Raw genomic sequence first — 15,269 nt, 5'->3', positions numbered from 1 at the left:
AAACCTTCCTAACGGAAGTGGCGCCACACGGCACTTCCGGCGAAGGTGTTACCTCTCGTTCGCCGGACTCTTGGCCCCGCGAACCACCATCCTCTCCGGAACAGAACAATGGCAACTCACGGGTCCAAGACTGTCATCTACGCGGCGCTTGCCGGAAACGCGCTGGTCGCCGTCACGAAGTTCGGTGCCGCGTGGTTCACCGGATCGTCCGCCATGCTGTCGGAAGGCGTCCACTCGGTCGTCGACACGGGCAACCAGGTGCTGCTCCTCTACGGCATCAAGCAGTCCGCCAAGCCCGCAACCGCGAACCACCCGTTCGGCTTCGGCCTGCGCCTATACTTCTGGGCCTTCGTCGTCGCGGTGCTGATCTTCGGCCTCGGCGCCGGGGTGTCGATCTACGAGGGCATCTCGAAGATCCGCAACCCGCACCCGATCGAGTCGGCCTGGGTGAACTACCTCGTGCTGGCGTTGGGGATCCTGTTCGAAGGAACGGTATGGGTGATCGCGCTGAAGGCGTTCAAGGCGGAGAAGGGCGACCGCGGCTGGATCGACGCGGTACGGGCCAGCAAGGACCCGACAGTGTTCACCGTTCTCTTCGAGGACTCCGCCGCCCTCCTCGGGCTCTTCGCGGCGCTGATCGGCATCTACCTGTCGCAGGCGCTGGAGATGCCCGTCCTCGACGGCGTCGCCTCCGTGGTGATCGGACTGATACTCGCCGGGACCGCGGCGTTCCTCGCCTACGAATGCCAGAGCCTCCTGACGGGCGAAGGCGTGGCGGCGCCCATCAGGGACAGCATGCGGTCGATCGCGACAAGCGGCGCTGGCGTCGAACGGGTCAACGAGTTGCTGACGATGCACTTCGGGCCGCGGGACGTGCTTGTGGCCCTCAGCCTCGACTTCAACGACCGCCTGCCGGCCTCGTCGGTCGAGCGGACGGTCACCTCCATCGAGAAGGCCATCAAGGCCGCGCATCCGGAGGTGACAAGGGTGTTCGTGGAGGCCCAGAGCTTTGATGCCCACCGTCGAAACGCGGAGGCCGCCCCCGAAGCTTTCTAGGTCACCGCTGGGAGGTCCTCAGTGCCTCGATGACGTTGCCGAGTTCCGTTGCGCCATCTTCGGTGAAGCGGGCACGTGCGCCGTTGACCTCGACCAGTCCCTTGGATTCCAGTTCCGAGAGACCTTCCCGATCAGCGGTATGGCCGTTTCCATCGTCCACCACGACCTCACCGACAACCTCGCCGCTCTCCAGCGAATGATAAGCCGCAAAGGCGAGGATCGAGAGTGCCTTGTCGCCCAGGTTACTTTTAGACATGTGTTCGTTCTCCGTTTTGTCCCAGTGCCGCAATGACGGAAACGGCAACAAGGTTCACCGAAGGACGGAGGATGGAATCCTGCCTCCGATCGTACGGGGGCCGGTGAGACGAAGGCCCGCTACACGACGCAGCGAGCCTTTTCTCCAGCGCTCGAAAGCGTCCTAGGCGTTTGCGTCCATCCAGTCCTTGTGGCGGGTCTCGTCCGCAAAGGCCTTCCGGAAGTACGCCTGCGCCTCGGCGGGAGCTGCGGTGTTCTTCGAGGCGTGGTCATAGGCCATCTTCGTCTCGATCTCGTTGGTCGACATCGCCTTGAGAATGGTGCCGTCGCCGATGATCGAGGCGAGCGCCACCTTTCCCGTGGTCAGATACTCCTTCATGTCGCCCTCGGTAGGGGCTTCGACGCCAAGACGCTGTGCCATCTTGGTGAGCTCGGCGACGTGGGCGTCGTGATCGGCCTTGAACTCGGCGATCTTCGTCTTGAAGTTCTCGCTGTCCAGCTTGGCGATCGTGCTCTCATAGGCGGCGATCGCGTCATGCTCGAGGATGATAAGGTTCTGGACGAGCTTCTCGAATGTGCTTTCGGTGCCGACGGTGGTGACCATGGAAATTCTCCCGGTTGAATGGAATGGGGGAATGCCTTCGACGCAAACGGTTTCGTCGCGGGCCTGTACCGTACAGTGCCGTCACTTCAAGATGAGACGGGAGCGATCTCCCTCCGACGACGTTCGCCACGTGGGACATGACCCTTCGAACGGACGGAGACTTCAGATGACCGATCACCATATGACCCGCCGTGCTGTGCTCGGCAGTGCTGCCGTCGGCCTCGCCGTCGGTGCCGCCTCGTCCGCTGACGCGCAGACTGGCAATGCGGGAGCGACAGCCGGAGGTACGGCACCGTCGCTCGTCGATCCGCGCGACAGGTTTACTCGCGAGCCCTTCCCCGAACAGAAGCAGCCTTGGCCCGCGCTGGCGAGCAAGATGGACCCGGTGCCGGACCATGGCGAGAAAAGTTATCGTGGTTCGGGAAAGCTTACCGGACGCCGCGCCCTGGTGACGGGTGGCGACAGCGGCATCGGCCGCGCAGCGGTTATCGCATTTGCTCGGGAGGGCGCGGACGTCGCCATCAACTACCACCCTGACGAGGAGTCCGATGCCCAGGAGGTGATCGCGCTGATCCGCGAGGCCGGCCGCAAGGCCGTAGCCATCCCCGCCGACATTCGGACACAGGCTGCCTGCGAGGAGGTCGTCCGCAAGGCGATCGCCGAACTCGGCGGTCTCGACCTCCTCGTCAACAACGCTGCCTACCAGCAATCCAAGGCGGACATCATGGAGATCTCGGACGAGCAGTTCGTCCGGACCTACGAGACCAACGTGTTCCATGTGTTCCGCTTCAGCAAGGCGGCGATCCCGAGCCTTCCGCCCGGTTCGGTGATCATCAACACGATCTCGCAAAATTCCTACGATCCCGGCGAGGACTTGATCGACTACGCATCGACCAAGGCGGCGATCCAGAACCTGACCCGCGGCATGGCCAAGCAGCTCGCCAAGAAGGGCATCAGGGTCAATGCGGTCTCGCCCGGGCCGATCTGGACGCCGTTGCAGGTCGCCGGCGGCCAGCTCCCCGGCAAGATGGGCGAGTTCGGCCAGCAGACGTCTCTCGGGCGCGCGGGCCAGCCGGCCGAGCTGGCGTCGCTGTATGTTGCCCTTGCGTCCGGCGAAGCGACCTTCAGCACGGGTACGGCGGTCGGGGCGCATGGTGGCAAGGGTTTCCCCTAAAGCCCGCCTGGTACGAGTCTTCGCCCGGAATGTCGCGAACTTCGGCGCGACTTCCATCTCAGTCGGTTAGCTCAGGCGACGCCGATGTGATCTCGGACGCCGCCCTGACCGACGAGATCGGTGATGAGCCAGAAGTTCCTCTCCTCAAACCTGATCCGGCCGGCGATGATGGCCGGACTGATCGCGCAATTGCTCGCACACAGCCCAACCGGCCGGATGATGGTCCTGTGGATCTTGATGGCCGCCAGGCTATTGAAGGACCGTCGTGTCGTCTCGTGGGGCTACGTTTCCAAAGCATGGCTGGGGGCTGGTGATCAGCGTTCCGAAACACGGAAAGGCTTGGCTGATAACGAACACAAGAACGCTCGCATCGGGGAGCTGATGATAAAAGGCCATCGGTCATGAGTGCTACCGGCTACGGTGGAAAGGGCCCGGGAGCCTTCTTCCGGCCGTGAGAGCCACGACCGCGTCGCTAGACCGATGTCGGCTATCAATTGATGTACTCGTGGGCCCGTCTCTTTACCGATCGGCCCGTAGATGCGGGCCTCTATGGACGGGAGCACGTGACGATGGGTTGGCCGAAAAAGGTTGAGCACGAACTCCTGGGCATGTTGCTGAGCCCTGTCGTGCCCGTATCGGCGATGGGGGCAGCGACGTTTGCTATCGGTTGTCTCACGGCAATGGCCCTTGCCGACGGTACGCTCCTCGTCCTCACGGCAGCCTCTACGGCTGTGACCGTCGTCCAGCTCGGCGTGATGGTTCTCCACCGGGTGCGACCACACCTGATCGACGTATCCCGATGGCGCGCCCTCTACGCGTCGATCGCATGTGTGCATGCCCTTGCGCTCGGGTTGATCGGAGCCCGGATCATGCTTGCGCCTGTCTCGGACTACCGCATGCTGATGCTGGCGGCCACGTTCAGCTACGCTGCGGGCGTCGTCGTGCGCGGCTCCGTGCTGAGGTGGATGTGCATGTCGTGCCTCGCCCTGGCGGTCCTTCCGGTCGCCGCCGCCCTTGCCCTCGGATCGAAGATCGACATCGGCGTCGCCATCTTGCTGGCCGCGATGATGGTGACGAGCTTCGAGACCGTCCAGACTGCTTATGTCGCGACCGTCGAGCTGCTGGTGACCCGGGCAAAAAGCGTCCAGCTCGCTGGATTGGACTTCCTCACGGGCGTATCCAACCGCTTCTCGTTCGAAGCGTATCTGGATGCCGCACTGTCGGATCCGAGCGTCTCCAAGACAGCGTTGCACTTCATCGACCTCGACCGCTTCAAGGAGGTCAACGATCGGCACGGCCACCCTGTCGGGGACAAGGTTCTGGTCGAGGTGGCGACACGGCTGTCTCGGCTTGTCCGAGAAGGCGACAGGATCGCCCGGGTCGGCGGCGACGAGTTCGTCATCGTGCAAAAGGCCGTATCCTCAAGGGAAGCTGCGTTGGCTATGGGCGCGCGTGTCGTCGAAACCTTGGGTGCCGCATTTCTCATTGACGGGCTCACCATCGACATCGGGGCAAGCGTCGGGATCGCGATCGCCCCGGACGATGCCGACGCCCGGCGCTCGCTGGTCGCCAAAGCCGATGCCGCCCTCTATCGAGCCAAGCGTTCCACCCGGGGCCTGGTCGTCATGGCTTCATAGCTCCGTGCGTGGTCTGGGTAGGGTCCCCGACGGTCCGCCGACCAAGGTTCTGTCGCAACCCCGCGCCGCGCTCGCCGTTCGGATCACGGAACGAATGGGAGGAGACGGATGACGAAACCATCGACATGGCACGAACGGCCCGCTGTATGATTGCCCCCTTCGTCATGGGCATCGTTGCCGGGTCACGATCGATGACCCCGCTTGCCGCGGTATCGTTTCTCGCGCGAAGGCAACGCCCTCCCGGCCAGGGACATCTAGCCACGTTACTAGCGAGCCCTTGGGTCACGGCAGGCGCAACCGCGCTGGCAGTCGCCGAACTGTTGGGAGACAAGATGCGCTCGGCACCCGACCGAACTGTCCCTCCCGGCATGTTGGCCAGGTTAATGACGGGCGGGATCGCTGGAGCGGCCCTCGCCGACGACCAGAAGGCCGGAGCGGTGGTGGGTGCAGCCGCGGCCGTCGCATCCTCGTACTTCACGCTTGCGGTCCGTAAACGCTTCATCGCCAGCTACGGCCAACGGCCGACAGGCGTCGTAGAGGACGCACTTGTCGTCGCGCTCGCCATTTGGGTTGTCAGCCGGGCTGGAACGGCGCGGAGCCGGCCATGAGGTTGCTTCTCCTTGGAGCCACGGGCCTTGTCGGAAACAACGTTCTTGAGCGAGCGATGCGTGACCCCCGGATAATGGAAGTGACGGCTCCGGTGCGCCGGGCGATACCATGGCGGGACGGCCTCAATGCAGTTCAGGTCGACTACGAGAACCTGCCCGAGCGGGCGGACTGGTGGCAGGCTGACGCCGTCATCTGCGCCCTTGGCACCACCCGTCGGCTGGCAGGCTCGGCCGAGGCGTTCCGCCGTTTCGACCATGACCTCGTGCTCAAGGCGATCCGACTGGCGCACGAGCACGGGACGCCGACCCTTGCGCTTGTCTCGGCAGCAGGCGCGAACTCGAGCTCCCGGTTTCTGTACCCGCGAGTGAAGGGCGACTTGGAAAGGGATGCCGCTGCCTTGGGGTTCGGATCGGTGACGATCCTGCACCCGGGGCTGATAGCGGGCGACCGAGTGGGAAGCCGTCCCGTCGAGCGGGCAGCCTTGGCGCTCTCCCGCGCTCTCCACCCGATCCTGCCGAAGGACTGGCGGGTCAACCAGGCCGACCGCATCGCCAGCGCCTTGGTCGAGGCCGCCACCCTGCCCTTACCCGGCCATCACATGGTCAAGGCTCGAGAACTCGCGTGAATGCGGAGACGCTTCACCTCTCTGGCCCCAGCCTCTTGGCCAGCTAGATGGACCACGCGCCTGCCGAATTGATGCAGGACGCCCAAAATCCGTATCGAAAACTTATACGCAAAAGCCGATCTTCCGCATGACACGCGTCGACCGAGGCATCCCTTGCCCCGGTGCCGCGTCGAACTGGGCCAATCGGCCGGGAAGATCCAATGCTCCTCCACCTTCGCAACGCCATCGTCCTATTGGGGCTGCTCGCGGCCGTCGTCGGACTGACCTATCCCACCGCCACGGTCGGCATCGTCAGCGCGATGCTGCCCGGCAACGCGGCCTCGTTTGCATCGAACGAGATGCAGAGGGGGTCCTGAGTGAGCGTCCCTGTAAGTCACCCCTTGGTCGCGACGGACACCGAGCTCGTCGACCTTCTGACGAAGCTCTCCAACACGACCAGAGCCTTTTCTGCACACGAGCTCGCGGCTATCGGTCTGTGGGTGGGCGAAGACGAAATCCTGATCGCGCTCGACGAGGCACGGCTCGTGTCCGTGTCTCAACTCGCGACCAAGCTCGATACGCCGCCGTCGACGGCTTCAAGGATCGTCGACCGTATGGCGTCGGTCGGGTACGTGGTGCGGATGGACAAGCCGGGCACGCATCCCGAGACCTTGGTGCGTCTCTCCCCTGCCGGGGCGGCGATGAAGCTCGAGGCTCTGGCGGTACGGGCAAAGATGGAGGAGTTTCTCCGCGGCGCGTCGACTCCCCAGCTTACGGCGGCGCTCGTGGAATCGTTGCCAAGCGCGCATGACCTGATCGCCAGTCATCTGAGGGAACTCGACCCCAAGATGTGAGACACGAGGCGGCATTCTCTGACGAATGCTGCCTCGCCAGAGGCGAACCCGTCCCAACGGCAGCAGATGAGACAAGTCGCGTTGCCGCCCCTACGGTCCGACAGGATATGTTCAGCGCTTGAAACGAACTCCCAGGCCGCCCGTCCCATCGAACAGTAGCTCAACCCCCGCATTTTCAAACGTCGCGACCAGCAGCTTCTCGGAGGATCGTTGGAGACAGTGCCGTTGCGCCTCGAAATCCTTGGTCGTGCTGCGGGAGACGCCTGCTGCGAGCGCCAGCTTTTCCTGGCTCCAGTTGAGCAACCCGCGGGCGGCGCGGCATTGCTCGGGGAGGATAGGGGAACAGGCGGGCACATTGACCTTGGTGGGATCAACCAAATCCCGCTCGCGGGATCGAGCGGTCTGAGCCCACCTCACCGCTCCAGCCTGTCGATGAACCACTTCGTCAGCCGGATCCACACCTCGTCCTTCTCCGCCGCGTCCTCGACGCCGTGGTCGAGGTTGGGGTTGTCGTTGACCTCGATGACGAAGATGCCGTCGTCGGTCTGCTTGAGGTCGACGCCGTAGAAGCCCTCCCCGATGCAACGGGCGGCGCGCAGGCCGGCGTCGAGGACCTCCGGGGGGACGTCGCCGAGCGGCACCGCGCGGGTGCCGCCGTCGATCGTCGGCTTGCCGCCGGCGACGTGCTTCACGATCTGCCAGTGGTCCTTGACCATCAGGTACTGGGCGGCGAACAGGGGCTCGCCCCCGAGCACGCCGATCCGCCAGTCGAAGTCGGTCGGCATGAACTTCTGGGCGATCAGGAGATCGGTGTCGTCGAGCCATTCCTGGCAGAGCGTCTCGAGCGCCGCGCGGTCGCTGACCTTCTTCACGCCGCGGGAGAACGACCCGTCCGGGATCTTTACCACCATCGGGAAGCCGAGGAGGTCTGCCGCCCGGTCGAAGTCCTCGCGGCCGCCGATCATCACCGCGGGCGGCGTGGCGATGCCGTTCTCGAGCATGAGCTCGTTCAGGTAGACCTTGTTGGTGCAGCGGATCATCGAGATCGGGTCGTCGATGACAGGCATACCCTCCTGCATCGCCCGCCGGGCAAAGCGGTAGGTATGGTTGGAGATCGACGTCGTCTCGCGGATGAACAGCGCGTCGAAGTTGGCGAGCTTGGCGAGGTCGCGCTTAGTGATCGGCTCGACGTCGACGCCCATCTTCCCCGCGACCTTCGCCCAGTGCTTCAGCGTCGCCTCCGAAGACGGCGGCAACGCTTCCTGGGCGTCGTACAGCACCGCGAACGAGTACTTCGCCGGGACCTTTGCCTTGGCGGCGCGCCATTCGCGAGCGGTGTAGCGCTCCATCGCGGCCAAGAGCAGCGCCTGCTTCGCCTCGCATAGCTTGCCGAGCGGCGTGAAGCCGATCTTGCGGATGCGAATCTGCCCGTCCCGGCGCTCCAGGGTAACGTCGAGCGCAGGCGCCCTGAACCAGTCGAAGACGAGGCGGCCGAAACGCTCCAGCCGGGGGTCATCGACGTAGCCGAAATAGATCCGGACGGGCGCCTCGCCGATTTCCTCGTCGGCGTCGAGCGCCTTGACGAGCGCCGCTTCGAGCTCCGGCAACGCGTTCTCGTAGAGCTTGCGCTCCGACAGGTCGATCATCGTCTCGACCGAGGGGATGATGCGGTGGCCCCGTGCCTCGGCGAGCAGCGAGGCGTAATAGCCCCGGCTCTGGTAGGCGAAGGATCGGGAGAGGTTGATCACCTTCGGGCGCTGGCCGCGGAACAGGCCAGGGTGGGCAAGGTAGTCGCGGCTCGTCATCACCTTGTGCGGTGTCGCGGCATTGTCGATGTCGCCGGAGCGACCGACGAGAATGACCCATTGAGACATAGAACTGCTTTCGGAGATGCCCCGGAGGGCTAAAGGACGTTACGGCCCGGCGCGGGCGCGAGGACTCGCGGACCGAGGAAGACGGCGGCCCTGAGGCCCACCTTCCCGAAGCGGGCGATGCGGTCGAAGGTCTGGTAGGGGATCGGAAGGTTGGCCGCGTCCGCGATGGACTCCCCCCGTTCGTCGGCGACCCAGGGGTCGTGGATGACGATGTGGCGGCCGTCGTCGCCGTGGGCCAGGACCCAGTGCGGCACCTTCACGCCGAACATCTGGTAGCCCGAGATGAGGACGACGGCGGTCTTTCCTGCGGCTATCGCACGGCGCAGCTCGTCGAGGGTGAAGGCCTTGGAGACGACGCGGATCCCATACGCCGCGGCGCGACGCCGGAAGTCCTCCTGCGCCAGCGCCATCACCCGCTGCTTGGCGGGGCTGCGCACGCTGTCGAGGAATAGGTTGCCGGGAGTGGAGACGTTGATCTCGGCGTCGAGCCCCGCTTCGTGGGCGGCGACCGCGAGCCCGAACGGCTCGCAGCCCCCGGGTCCGGACATCATGAAGATCGTCGTGGACTCACGCCAAAGCCGGACTTCCAGCACCGGGTCAAGCTGAGGCCCGACCCCCTCCTTGGCCATCGCCATCATCAGGCAACACGGGCCGCACGTGAACTCGGTGGTCTGCTGGTAGAAGGGCACGCCGCCGTCCACCGCGTGATCGCCATGCAGGGTCTTCTCGAACCGAAGCGCGGGCATGCCGTCGTCGTAGTAGGCGGGGTACACGCCGATGTCGCGGTAGCCCTCGGCGCGATAGAGGCCGATCGCCACCGCATTGTCCTCGCGCACCTCGAGCCTGACGGCGATCCGGTCACGGTCGTAGGCCTCGGCCTCGACATGACGCAGCAGCGCCCGGCCGATGCCGCGTCCGGCGGAGTCCTTCGCAACGGCTATCGAATAGAGGCGCGCCATCGCAGTGCCTGCCCGAAACAGGAGCGTGGCGTATCCGACGGCACGGCCCTCGCTTCCGTCGACGACGACGACCGACGCGCTTGTGGACTGGATCAGAGATCGGAAGGAGCGCCGCGAGATGCGGTCTCCCTCGAAGCTCGATGCCTCCAGTTCCTCGAGGGCGTCCAGGTCCTCGACGCGGGCTTGCCTGATGACGGCCGGCTGGGTCACTCCGACGGTGCCCTTTCAGAATACGAGGCCTCGCCCGTCCGGTACCCGATGCCCGGCTCCGTGAGGATGAGGGCGGGACTCGCCGGGTCCGCCTCGAGCTTGGCCCGCAACTGTCCAATGTACACCCGCAGGTACGGCGTGTCGTTCTCGTGCGGCGCGCCCCAGACCTCATGCAGGATGTGGCGATGGGTCACGACCTTGCCGGAATGGCGCACCAGCATCGACAGGAGGTCGAACTCCTTCGGCGTCAGCTTCACCTCGACGCCCGACCGCATGACGCGATGCCGCGGAATGTCGATCTCGATCTCGCCGAGGCGCAGCACCGGGGTCTCGCCCTTCGACTGCATCTGGTTGCGGATGGCGGCGCGGATACGGGCCATCAGCTCGCCGACGCCAAACGGTTTGCTGACGAAGTCGTCGGCGCCGAGATCGAGGGCTTCGATCTTCGAGCCCTCACGGTCACGCGCGGACAGGACGATGATCGGCACATCCGTCCACACCCTGAGGCGCTTGATCACCTCGGAGCCGTCAAGGTCCGGCAGGCCAAGATCGAGCACCACGACGGTCGGCTTGTGGCTGGCCACCATGGCGAGTCCCTCCTTCGCGTTGTCGGCGCGCAGCGGCACAAAACCGTTCGCGCTGAGGGCGGGCGTCAGGAAGCGATGAATGGCGGGTTCGTCGTCGACGACGAGAATGGTGGCACCGATCATGATGGCGATCCTTCGGGAATGGGCAGGCGTATGATGAACGACGCGCCGCGCTTGCGGCCCGGTGGCGGGCTGGCAGCGACGACGGTGCCGCCGTGCGCCTCGACGATGCCCTTGGTAATGGCGAGCCCGAGCCCCGATCCCTCGCCGCCGTCGGCAGCGCTCGAGGCGGCCCGGACGAACTTTTCGAACACGTGCGGCAACACCTCGGGCGGTATGCCGGGGCCGTCGTCGTCGATCCTTACCTCGACCGCATCCTCGTTGCGTCGGACAGACAGGTCGACGATGGCCTCGCGTCCGGCATAGCGGACGGCATTGCCGATGACGTTCGCCAGCACCTGATCGAAGAGGCTTTGGTCGGCGAAGATCAGCGGCAAGTCGGAAGCGATGGACACGGTGAAGCTTTGGGGAGCGCCGCGCTTCTTCGCCAAGGCAACAGCCCGGTGAACGGCCTCCTCGACGTCTAGCCAGTCTCGGCGCATGTCGAGGCCGCCGGCCTCCAACCGGGTCATCGACAGAAGGTTGCGGACCATGCCGTCGAGGTGCTCCGCCTCCTCGCGCATCTGGACAAGGAGATCGCGTTTTCCGGCCTCCGAGATCTGGCCGCCGTACTCGATGAGGCTGGTCGCGGCCCCCAGCACCGACGCCAGCGGCGTGCGGAAGTCGTGGCTGATCGAGGCGAGGAGGATGTTGCGCACCCGCTCGGTCTCGGCCGCAGTGCGGGCGGTGGCCACCTCCGTCGAGAGCGCCGTGCGGGCAAGCGCCGCGGCGGTCTGCTCGGCCAGGGTCTCGATCAGCACCATGGCCTCGCTGTCCAACGCGTCGTCCGCGGCGCCGCGCTCGACGCCGAGGACACCGACGCGGCGTCCCGGCACACGAAGGGGCACGAACAGCCAAGGTGCGTTCGGCAGGGTCCCGGTGTTGGCGCCGGCGTTCTCCCCATGCAGCAGAGCCCAATGGGCGGCCGTCATAGAGGCCGTGTCCAGCCTGTCCTCAGGCGGCCATGCGGCAGCTATGCTCAGGTCGTCCACCGCAGAAACGCTATCCTCGACGACCTTGCTCCGTTCGCCTTCAGCCTGTTTCGGTGGGACAAGCAGGATCACCGTGGAGCGGTTCACGGCGGCGTGGACCTCGGCGACCGCCGTGTCTGCCACGGCCTGTTCCCCCGGGAGAGCGGACAGGCGCCTGGTGAACTCGTAAAGCCGCCGTGTCGCCCGCGTGCGACGTACCGCAGCCTTCGCCTGCTCGCGCGTCTGCCCGGCGATCGCCGACATCGCGGCGGCGATGCCCAGAAAGATGAAGAGCGTCACCACCTCGTGCGGCCGGGCGACGGTGAACGAGAAGGTCGGGGCGATGAAGAAGAAGTTGTAGGCGAAGAAGGCGAGTCCGGAGGCGAAGACCGCAGGCCAGACGCCGAACCGGAACGCTGGAACGATCACCGCGATCAGGTAGAACATCGACATGTTCGGCAGGGCGATGACGCGGGACAGCCCCTGCCCGATGATCGTGGCAAGCGCGACGCAGGCAAAGGCCACCAAGTATCCCCGAAGCTCGCCGACCGGAGGAAGGGTGAACCGTGTCGCCTGCGTGCAGTCTGCCTCTTCGGCGGTGACGATGTGAATGGCGATGCCGCGCGCCTGACGGGTCAGGGCGTCGGCAAGGTTGCGCCGGAACCACTGGCCGATGCCGAAGCCGCGCGCCTGACCGATGACGATCTGGGTGACGTTCTCGAAGCGTGAGGTCCGCAGGAGCTCCGACGGCAGGTCGTCGGCGACGAGGGAGCGGGTCTCGGCACCGAGGCTCTCCGCAAGCTGCATGCCCGCATCGAGCAAGCGCCGCGCTTCTGCCGAGACGGTGACACCCGGGCGCTCGATCGTGACCGCCATGAAGGGGGCATCAAGGAGATCGGCAAGGCGCTTGGCCTGCCGCACCACCCGCTCGGCCATCTTGTTCGGCCCCACGCAGACGAGGATCTTCTCGCCCGCCGCCCAGGGTCCCTGGATCGCTCCACCCTGCATGCGCTCGAGCAGGTCTGTGTCGACATGCGCGGCGACACGGCGCAGGGCCAGCTCGCGCAGGGCGCGCAGGTTGCCCGGCTTGAAAAAGCTCTGTATGGCGCGCTGCGCCGTGTCCTCGACGTAGATCTTGCCGTCGGCCAAGCGCTTCAGGAGCTCGTCCGAGGGCAGGTCGACAAGAATGATCTCATCGGCCTTCTCCAGTGCCGTGTCCGGCACAGTCTCGCGAACCCGCACGCCAGTGATCCGCTGGACCACGTCGTTGAGGCTCTCGACGTGTTGAATGTTCAGTGTGGTCCAGACGTTGATCCCTGCGGCCAGTAGATCGCGAACGTCCTGCCATCGCTTCGGGTGACGGCTCCCGGGGACGTTGGAGTGCGCGTACTCGTCGACGAGGAGCAGAGCAGGACGACGGGCCAGTGCGGCATCGACATCGAACTCCTGAACGAGGCGTCCGCGGTAAGGCACCCCCTTCTTGGGGATGACCTCGAGGCCTGCGACCATCGCCTCGGTCTCGGCCCGGCCATGCGTCTCGACAAGGCCGGCGACGACGTTCACGCCGTCGGCCTTGGCCGCCTTCGCCGCCTGGAGCATGGCGTAGGTCTTGCCGACGCCCGGCGCGGCGCCGAGGAAGATGCGCAAGGATCCCCTGCCCTCGCGCTCGGCAGCGGCGATCAGTGCGTCGGGCGAGGCCCGTTGGGGTTGGTCGGCACCCATCGGCTCGCCTTACGGCTTCGGCACTTCTTGGTCGAGCGCCATGTTCAGCTCAAGAACGTTCACCCGGGGTTCGCCGAGGATGCCGATCGTGCGCCCCTTTGTATGGGCAGCGACGAGTTCGGAGACCTTCGCCGGGGTCATGCCACGAGCCGTCGCAACGCCAGCGACCTGCATCTCGGCATAGGCTGGCGAGATGTCGGGATCGAGGCCGCTGCCGGACGTGGTGATGGCATCGGCCGGGATCGGGCCGGTGATGCCAGCGGCGCGCAGGGCATCGGCGTCCGTCTTGAGGCGTTCGGCGAGCTTGGCGCTGGTCGGGCCAAGGTTGGTGCCCGACGAGGCGCTGGCGTCGTAGCCAGTCCCGGCGGCAGAGGGACGCGGCTTGAAGTATTCCGGACGGGTGAAGGACTGCCCGATCAGGCTGGAGCCGACGATCTTGCCGTCGCGCATCACCAGGCTGCCGTTGGCGGCATCCGGGAAGACCACCCCGGCGACACCTGTCATGGCGATGGGATAGGCGAGGCCCGTCAGGGCGACGAGGATGACGAGCATACTGAGGGCGGGACGAAGCTGGGTGAGCATGGGAGTTCCTTTGGAACGAAGATGTGGAGCCTGACAGGCGGCCCCTCCCCGCATCGGGAAGGGGCTGGGCTTGCCGTCAGACGAGGCCGAGGCCGGCGATGACCATGTCGATCAGCTTGATGCCGACGAAGGGCACGAGGATGCCGCCGAGGCCGTAGATCAGCAGGTTGCGGCGCAGGATCGAGCCGGCGTCGCCAGGCGTGTACTTCACCCCCTTCAGGGCCAGCGGGATCAGCGCGACGATGACCAGCGCATTGAAGATCACCGCCGAGAGGATCGCGCTTTCCGGCGAGGCGAGGCCCATGACGTTGAGGAGGCCGAGCTCCGGGATCGCCGCGATGAACAGCGCCGGGATGATCGCGAAGTACTTGGCCACGTCGTTGGCGATCGAGAACGTCGTCAGCGCGCCGCGGGTCATCAGCAACTGCTTGCCGATGCCGACCACCTCGATGAGCTTGGTCGGATCGCTGTCGAGGTCGACCATGTTGCCGGCTTCGCGGGCGGCCTGGGTGCCGGTCTGCATTGCGACGCCGACATCGGCCTGCGCCAGCGCCGGGGCGTCGTTGGTGCCGTCGCCGCACATCGCCACTAGCCGGCCCTGCCGCTGCTCGTTGCGGATGTAGTTCAGCTTGTCCTGCGGCGTCGCCTCGGCGATGAAATCGTCGACGCCAGCCTCCGAGGCGATTGCCGCGGCGGTCACCGGGTTATCACCGGTCACCATGACGGTGCGGATACCCATGCGGCGAAGCTCGGCGAAGCGCTCCTTGATGCCGGGCTTGACGACGTCCTTGAGGTGGATGACGCCGAGCAGGCGCGATCCCTCGCAAAGGCCGAGCGGCGTGCCGCCGGAGCGGGCGATGCGCTCGACGGCCTGGGTGAAGGCGGCCGGCTCGGCGCCCCTGTTCCCGGCATCCGCCACGAACTTGCGGATCGCGTCGATCGAGCCCTTGCGAAGCTGCCGCCCGCCGACATCGACGCCGGACAGGCGCGTCGCGGCGGAGAACTCGATGAACGTCGCTCCGGTCTCAGCGGTGGCAGGGACGTTCACGCCGTACTTCTCGCGGGCGAGCGTCAGGATCGAGCGACCCTCGGCGGTCTCGTCGGCAAGGCTGGCCTGAACAGCGGCAGATGCAGCGTCAGCGTCGGTGACACCCGGGACCGCGACGATCTCGGACGCCATGCGGTTGCCGAAGGTGATCGTTCCCGTCTTGTCGAGGAGCAACGTGTCGACGTCACCGGCCGCCTCTACCGCGCGGCCGGACATCGCGAGCACGTTGTGCCGCATCAGGCGGTCCATGCCGGCGATGCCGATGGCCGAGAGCAGGCCGCCGATGGTGGTCGGGATGAGCGTGACGAGGAGCGCCACGAGGATCGGCACCGGCACGATGGCGCCGGCATAACGGCCGAGGCCG

Annotated in this window: 16 protein-coding genes; 7 read left to right on the top strand and 9 right to left on the bottom strand. The window is 65.9% G+C overall.

What is annotated here, in order from left to right; translation table 11 throughout:
• Window positions 1-108: 108 nt before the first annotated feature.
• On the top strand, window positions 109-1,056 hold the full coding sequence (locus ACZLZY_RS14730; RefSeq protein ID WP_472934486.1) for a cation diffusion facilitator family transporter: 948 nt from the start codon (window positions 109-111) through the stop codon (window positions 1,054-1,056).
• A 1-nt stretch (window position 1,057) separates the two neighbouring features.
• Here ACZLZY_RS14730 and ACZLZY_RS14725 read toward each other — a convergent pair whose 3' ends face one another.
• Entirely contained in the window at window positions 1,058-1,312 is a 255-nt protein-coding gene (locus ACZLZY_RS14725) for a hypothetical protein (RefSeq protein WP_472934485.1), read from the bottom strand.
• 162 nt (window positions 1,313-1,474) lie between these two features.
• Entirely contained in the window at window positions 1,475-1,915 is a 441-nt protein-coding gene (locus ACZLZY_RS14720) for a DUF2383 domain-containing protein (RefSeq protein WP_472934484.1), read from the bottom strand.
• Window positions 1,916-2,081: 166 nt separating this feature from the next.
• Here ACZLZY_RS14720 and ACZLZY_RS14715 point away from each other — a divergent pair, with 166 nt between their 5' ends.
• The 6 genes from ACZLZY_RS14715 to ACZLZY_RS14690 all read left to right on the top strand — a co-directional run bounded on the left by ACZLZY_RS14715 (window position 2,082) and on the right by ACZLZY_RS14690 (window position 6,793).
• Entirely contained in the window at window positions 2,082-3,089 is a 1,008-nt protein-coding gene (locus ACZLZY_RS14715; RefSeq protein ID WP_472934483.1) for an SDR family oxidoreductase, read from the top strand.
• Between the two features lie 123 nt (window positions 3,090-3,212).
• Window positions 3,213-3,494 carry a hypothetical protein gene (locus tag ACZLZY_RS14710; protein WP_472934482.1) on the top strand — a complete coding sequence of 94 codons (282 nt, stop codon included), beginning with the start codon at window positions 3,213-3,215 and terminating at the stop codon, window positions 3,492-3,494.
• A 164-nt stretch (window positions 3,495-3,658) separates the two neighbouring features.
• On the top strand, window positions 3,659-4,726 hold the full coding sequence (locus tag ACZLZY_RS14705) for a diguanylate cyclase domain-containing protein (protein ID WP_496253588.1): 1,068 nt from the start codon (window positions 3,659-3,661) through the stop codon (window positions 4,724-4,726).
• Between the two features lie 604 nt (window positions 4,727-5,330).
• Window positions 5,331-5,960 (top strand): NAD(P)H-binding protein, encoded by a 630-nt coding sequence (locus tag ACZLZY_RS14700; RefSeq protein ID WP_472934480.1) that lies wholly within the window; start codon window positions 5,331-5,333, stop codon window positions 5,958-5,960.
• Between the two features lie 200 nt (window positions 5,961-6,160).
• Window positions 6,161-6,316, top strand: coding sequence for a hypothetical protein (locus ACZLZY_RS14695; RefSeq protein WP_472934479.1), 156 nt, complete (start codon window positions 6,161-6,163; stop codon window positions 6,314-6,316).
• A gap of 24 nt (window positions 6,317-6,340) precedes the next feature.
• Window positions 6,341-6,793: a MarR family winged helix-turn-helix transcriptional regulator gene (locus ACZLZY_RS14690; RefSeq protein ID WP_472934478.1), complete on the top strand. Its 453-nt coding sequence runs from the start codon at window positions 6,341-6,343 to the stop codon at window positions 6,791-6,793.
• A gap of 111 nt (window positions 6,794-6,904) precedes the next feature.
• Here the strand turns inward: ACZLZY_RS14690 and ACZLZY_RS14685 are convergent, their stop codons facing one another.
• From ACZLZY_RS14685 to kdpB, 7 genes are all read right to left on the bottom strand, one after another.
• Complete coding sequence (locus ACZLZY_RS14685) at window positions 6,905-7,171, bottom strand: helix-turn-helix domain-containing protein (RefSeq protein ID WP_472934477.1); 267 nt, start codon at window positions 7,169-7,171, stop codon at window positions 6,905-6,907.
• A gap of 35 nt (window positions 7,172-7,206) precedes the next feature.
• Window positions 7,207-8,667: a RimK family ATP-grasp domain-containing protein gene (locus ACZLZY_RS14680; protein WP_472934476.1), complete on the bottom strand. Its 1,461-nt coding sequence runs from the start codon at window positions 8,665-8,667 to the stop codon at window positions 7,207-7,209.
• A 29-nt stretch (window positions 8,668-8,696) separates the two neighbouring features.
• On the bottom strand, window positions 8,697-9,836 hold the full coding sequence (locus tag ACZLZY_RS14675; protein ID WP_472934475.1) for a peptidase C39 family protein: 1,140 nt from the start codon (window positions 9,834-9,836) through the stop codon (window positions 8,697-8,699).
• A complete protein-coding gene (locus ACZLZY_RS14670) occupies window positions 9,833-10,546 on the bottom strand; it encodes a response regulator (protein ID WP_472934474.1) in 714 nt (237 codons plus the stop codon). Before ACZLZY_RS14670 ends, ACZLZY_RS14675 begins: the two co-directional genes overlap by 4 nt.
• Window positions 10,543-13,275 (bottom strand): DUF4118 domain-containing protein, encoded by a 2,733-nt coding sequence (locus tag ACZLZY_RS14665; protein ID WP_472934473.1) that lies wholly within the window; start codon window positions 13,273-13,275, stop codon window positions 10,543-10,545. Before ACZLZY_RS14665 ends, ACZLZY_RS14670 begins: the two co-directional genes overlap by 4 nt.
• A 9-nt stretch (window positions 13,276-13,284) precedes the next feature.
• Window positions 13,285-13,857, bottom strand: a complete 573-nt coding sequence (kdpC, locus tag ACZLZY_RS14660) for a potassium-transporting ATPase subunit KdpC (protein WP_472934472.1) — start codon at window positions 13,855-13,857, stop codon at window positions 13,285-13,287.
• Between the two features lie 76 nt (window positions 13,858-13,933).
• The coding region (kdpB, locus tag ACZLZY_RS14655; protein WP_472934471.1) for a potassium-transporting ATPase subunit KdpB at window positions 13,934-15,269 on the bottom strand (1,336 nt) is incomplete at its 5' end.

The organism is Mesocryomonas lacus (assembly GCF_055730135.2).
The sequence above is the reverse complement of the archived record's forward strand: the minus strand, read 5'-3'. Positions and strand labels throughout refer to the sequence as shown.

What these genes read in the sequence shown, in the direction of transcription:
- ACZLZY_RS14730 (WP_472934486.1), top strand. Translation starts at nt 109, where the DNA reads ATGGCAACTCACGGGTCCAAGACTGTCATCTACGCGGCGCTTGCCGGA.
- ACZLZY_RS14725 (WP_472934485.1), bottom strand. Translation starts at nt 1,312, where the DNA reads ATGTCTAAAAGTAACCTGGGCGACAAGGCACTCTCGATCCTCGCCTTT.
- ACZLZY_RS14720 (WP_472934484.1), bottom strand. Translation starts at nt 1,915, where the DNA reads ATGGTCACCACCGTCGGCACCGAAAGCACATTCGAGAAGCTCGTCCAG.
- ACZLZY_RS14715 (WP_472934483.1), top strand. Translation starts at nt 2,082, where the DNA reads ATGACCGATCACCATATGACCCGCCGTGCTGTGCTCGGCAGTGCTGCC.
- ACZLZY_RS14710 (WP_472934482.1), top strand. Translation starts at nt 3,213, where the DNA reads ATGAGCCAGAAGTTCCTCTCCTCAAACCTGATCCGGCCGGCGATGATG.
- ACZLZY_RS14705 (WP_496253588.1), top strand. Translation starts at nt 3,659, where the DNA reads ATGGGTTGGCCGAAAAAGGTTGAGCACGAACTCCTGGGCATGTTGCTG.
- ACZLZY_RS14700 (WP_472934480.1), top strand. Translation starts at nt 5,331, where the DNA reads ATGAGGTTGCTTCTCCTTGGAGCCACGGGCCTTGTCGGAAACAACGTT.
- ACZLZY_RS14695 (WP_472934479.1), top strand. Translation starts at nt 6,161, where the DNA reads ATGCTCCTCCACCTTCGCAACGCCATCGTCCTATTGGGGCTGCTCGCG.
- ACZLZY_RS14680 (WP_472934476.1), bottom strand. Translation starts at nt 8,667, where the DNA reads ATGTCTCAATGGGTCATTCTCGTCGGTCGCTCCGGCGACATCGACAAT.
- ACZLZY_RS14670 (WP_472934474.1), bottom strand. Translation starts at nt 10,546, where the DNA reads ATGATCGGTGCCACCATTCTCGTCGTCGACGACGAACCCGCCATTCAT.
- ACZLZY_RS14665 (WP_472934473.1), bottom strand. Translation starts at nt 13,275, where the DNA reads ATGGGTGCCGACCAACCCCAACGGGCCTCGCCCGACGCACTGATCGCC.
- kdpC (WP_472934472.1), bottom strand. Translation starts at nt 13,857, where the DNA reads ATGCTCACCCAGCTTCGTCCCGCCCTCAGTATGCTCGTCATCCTCGTC.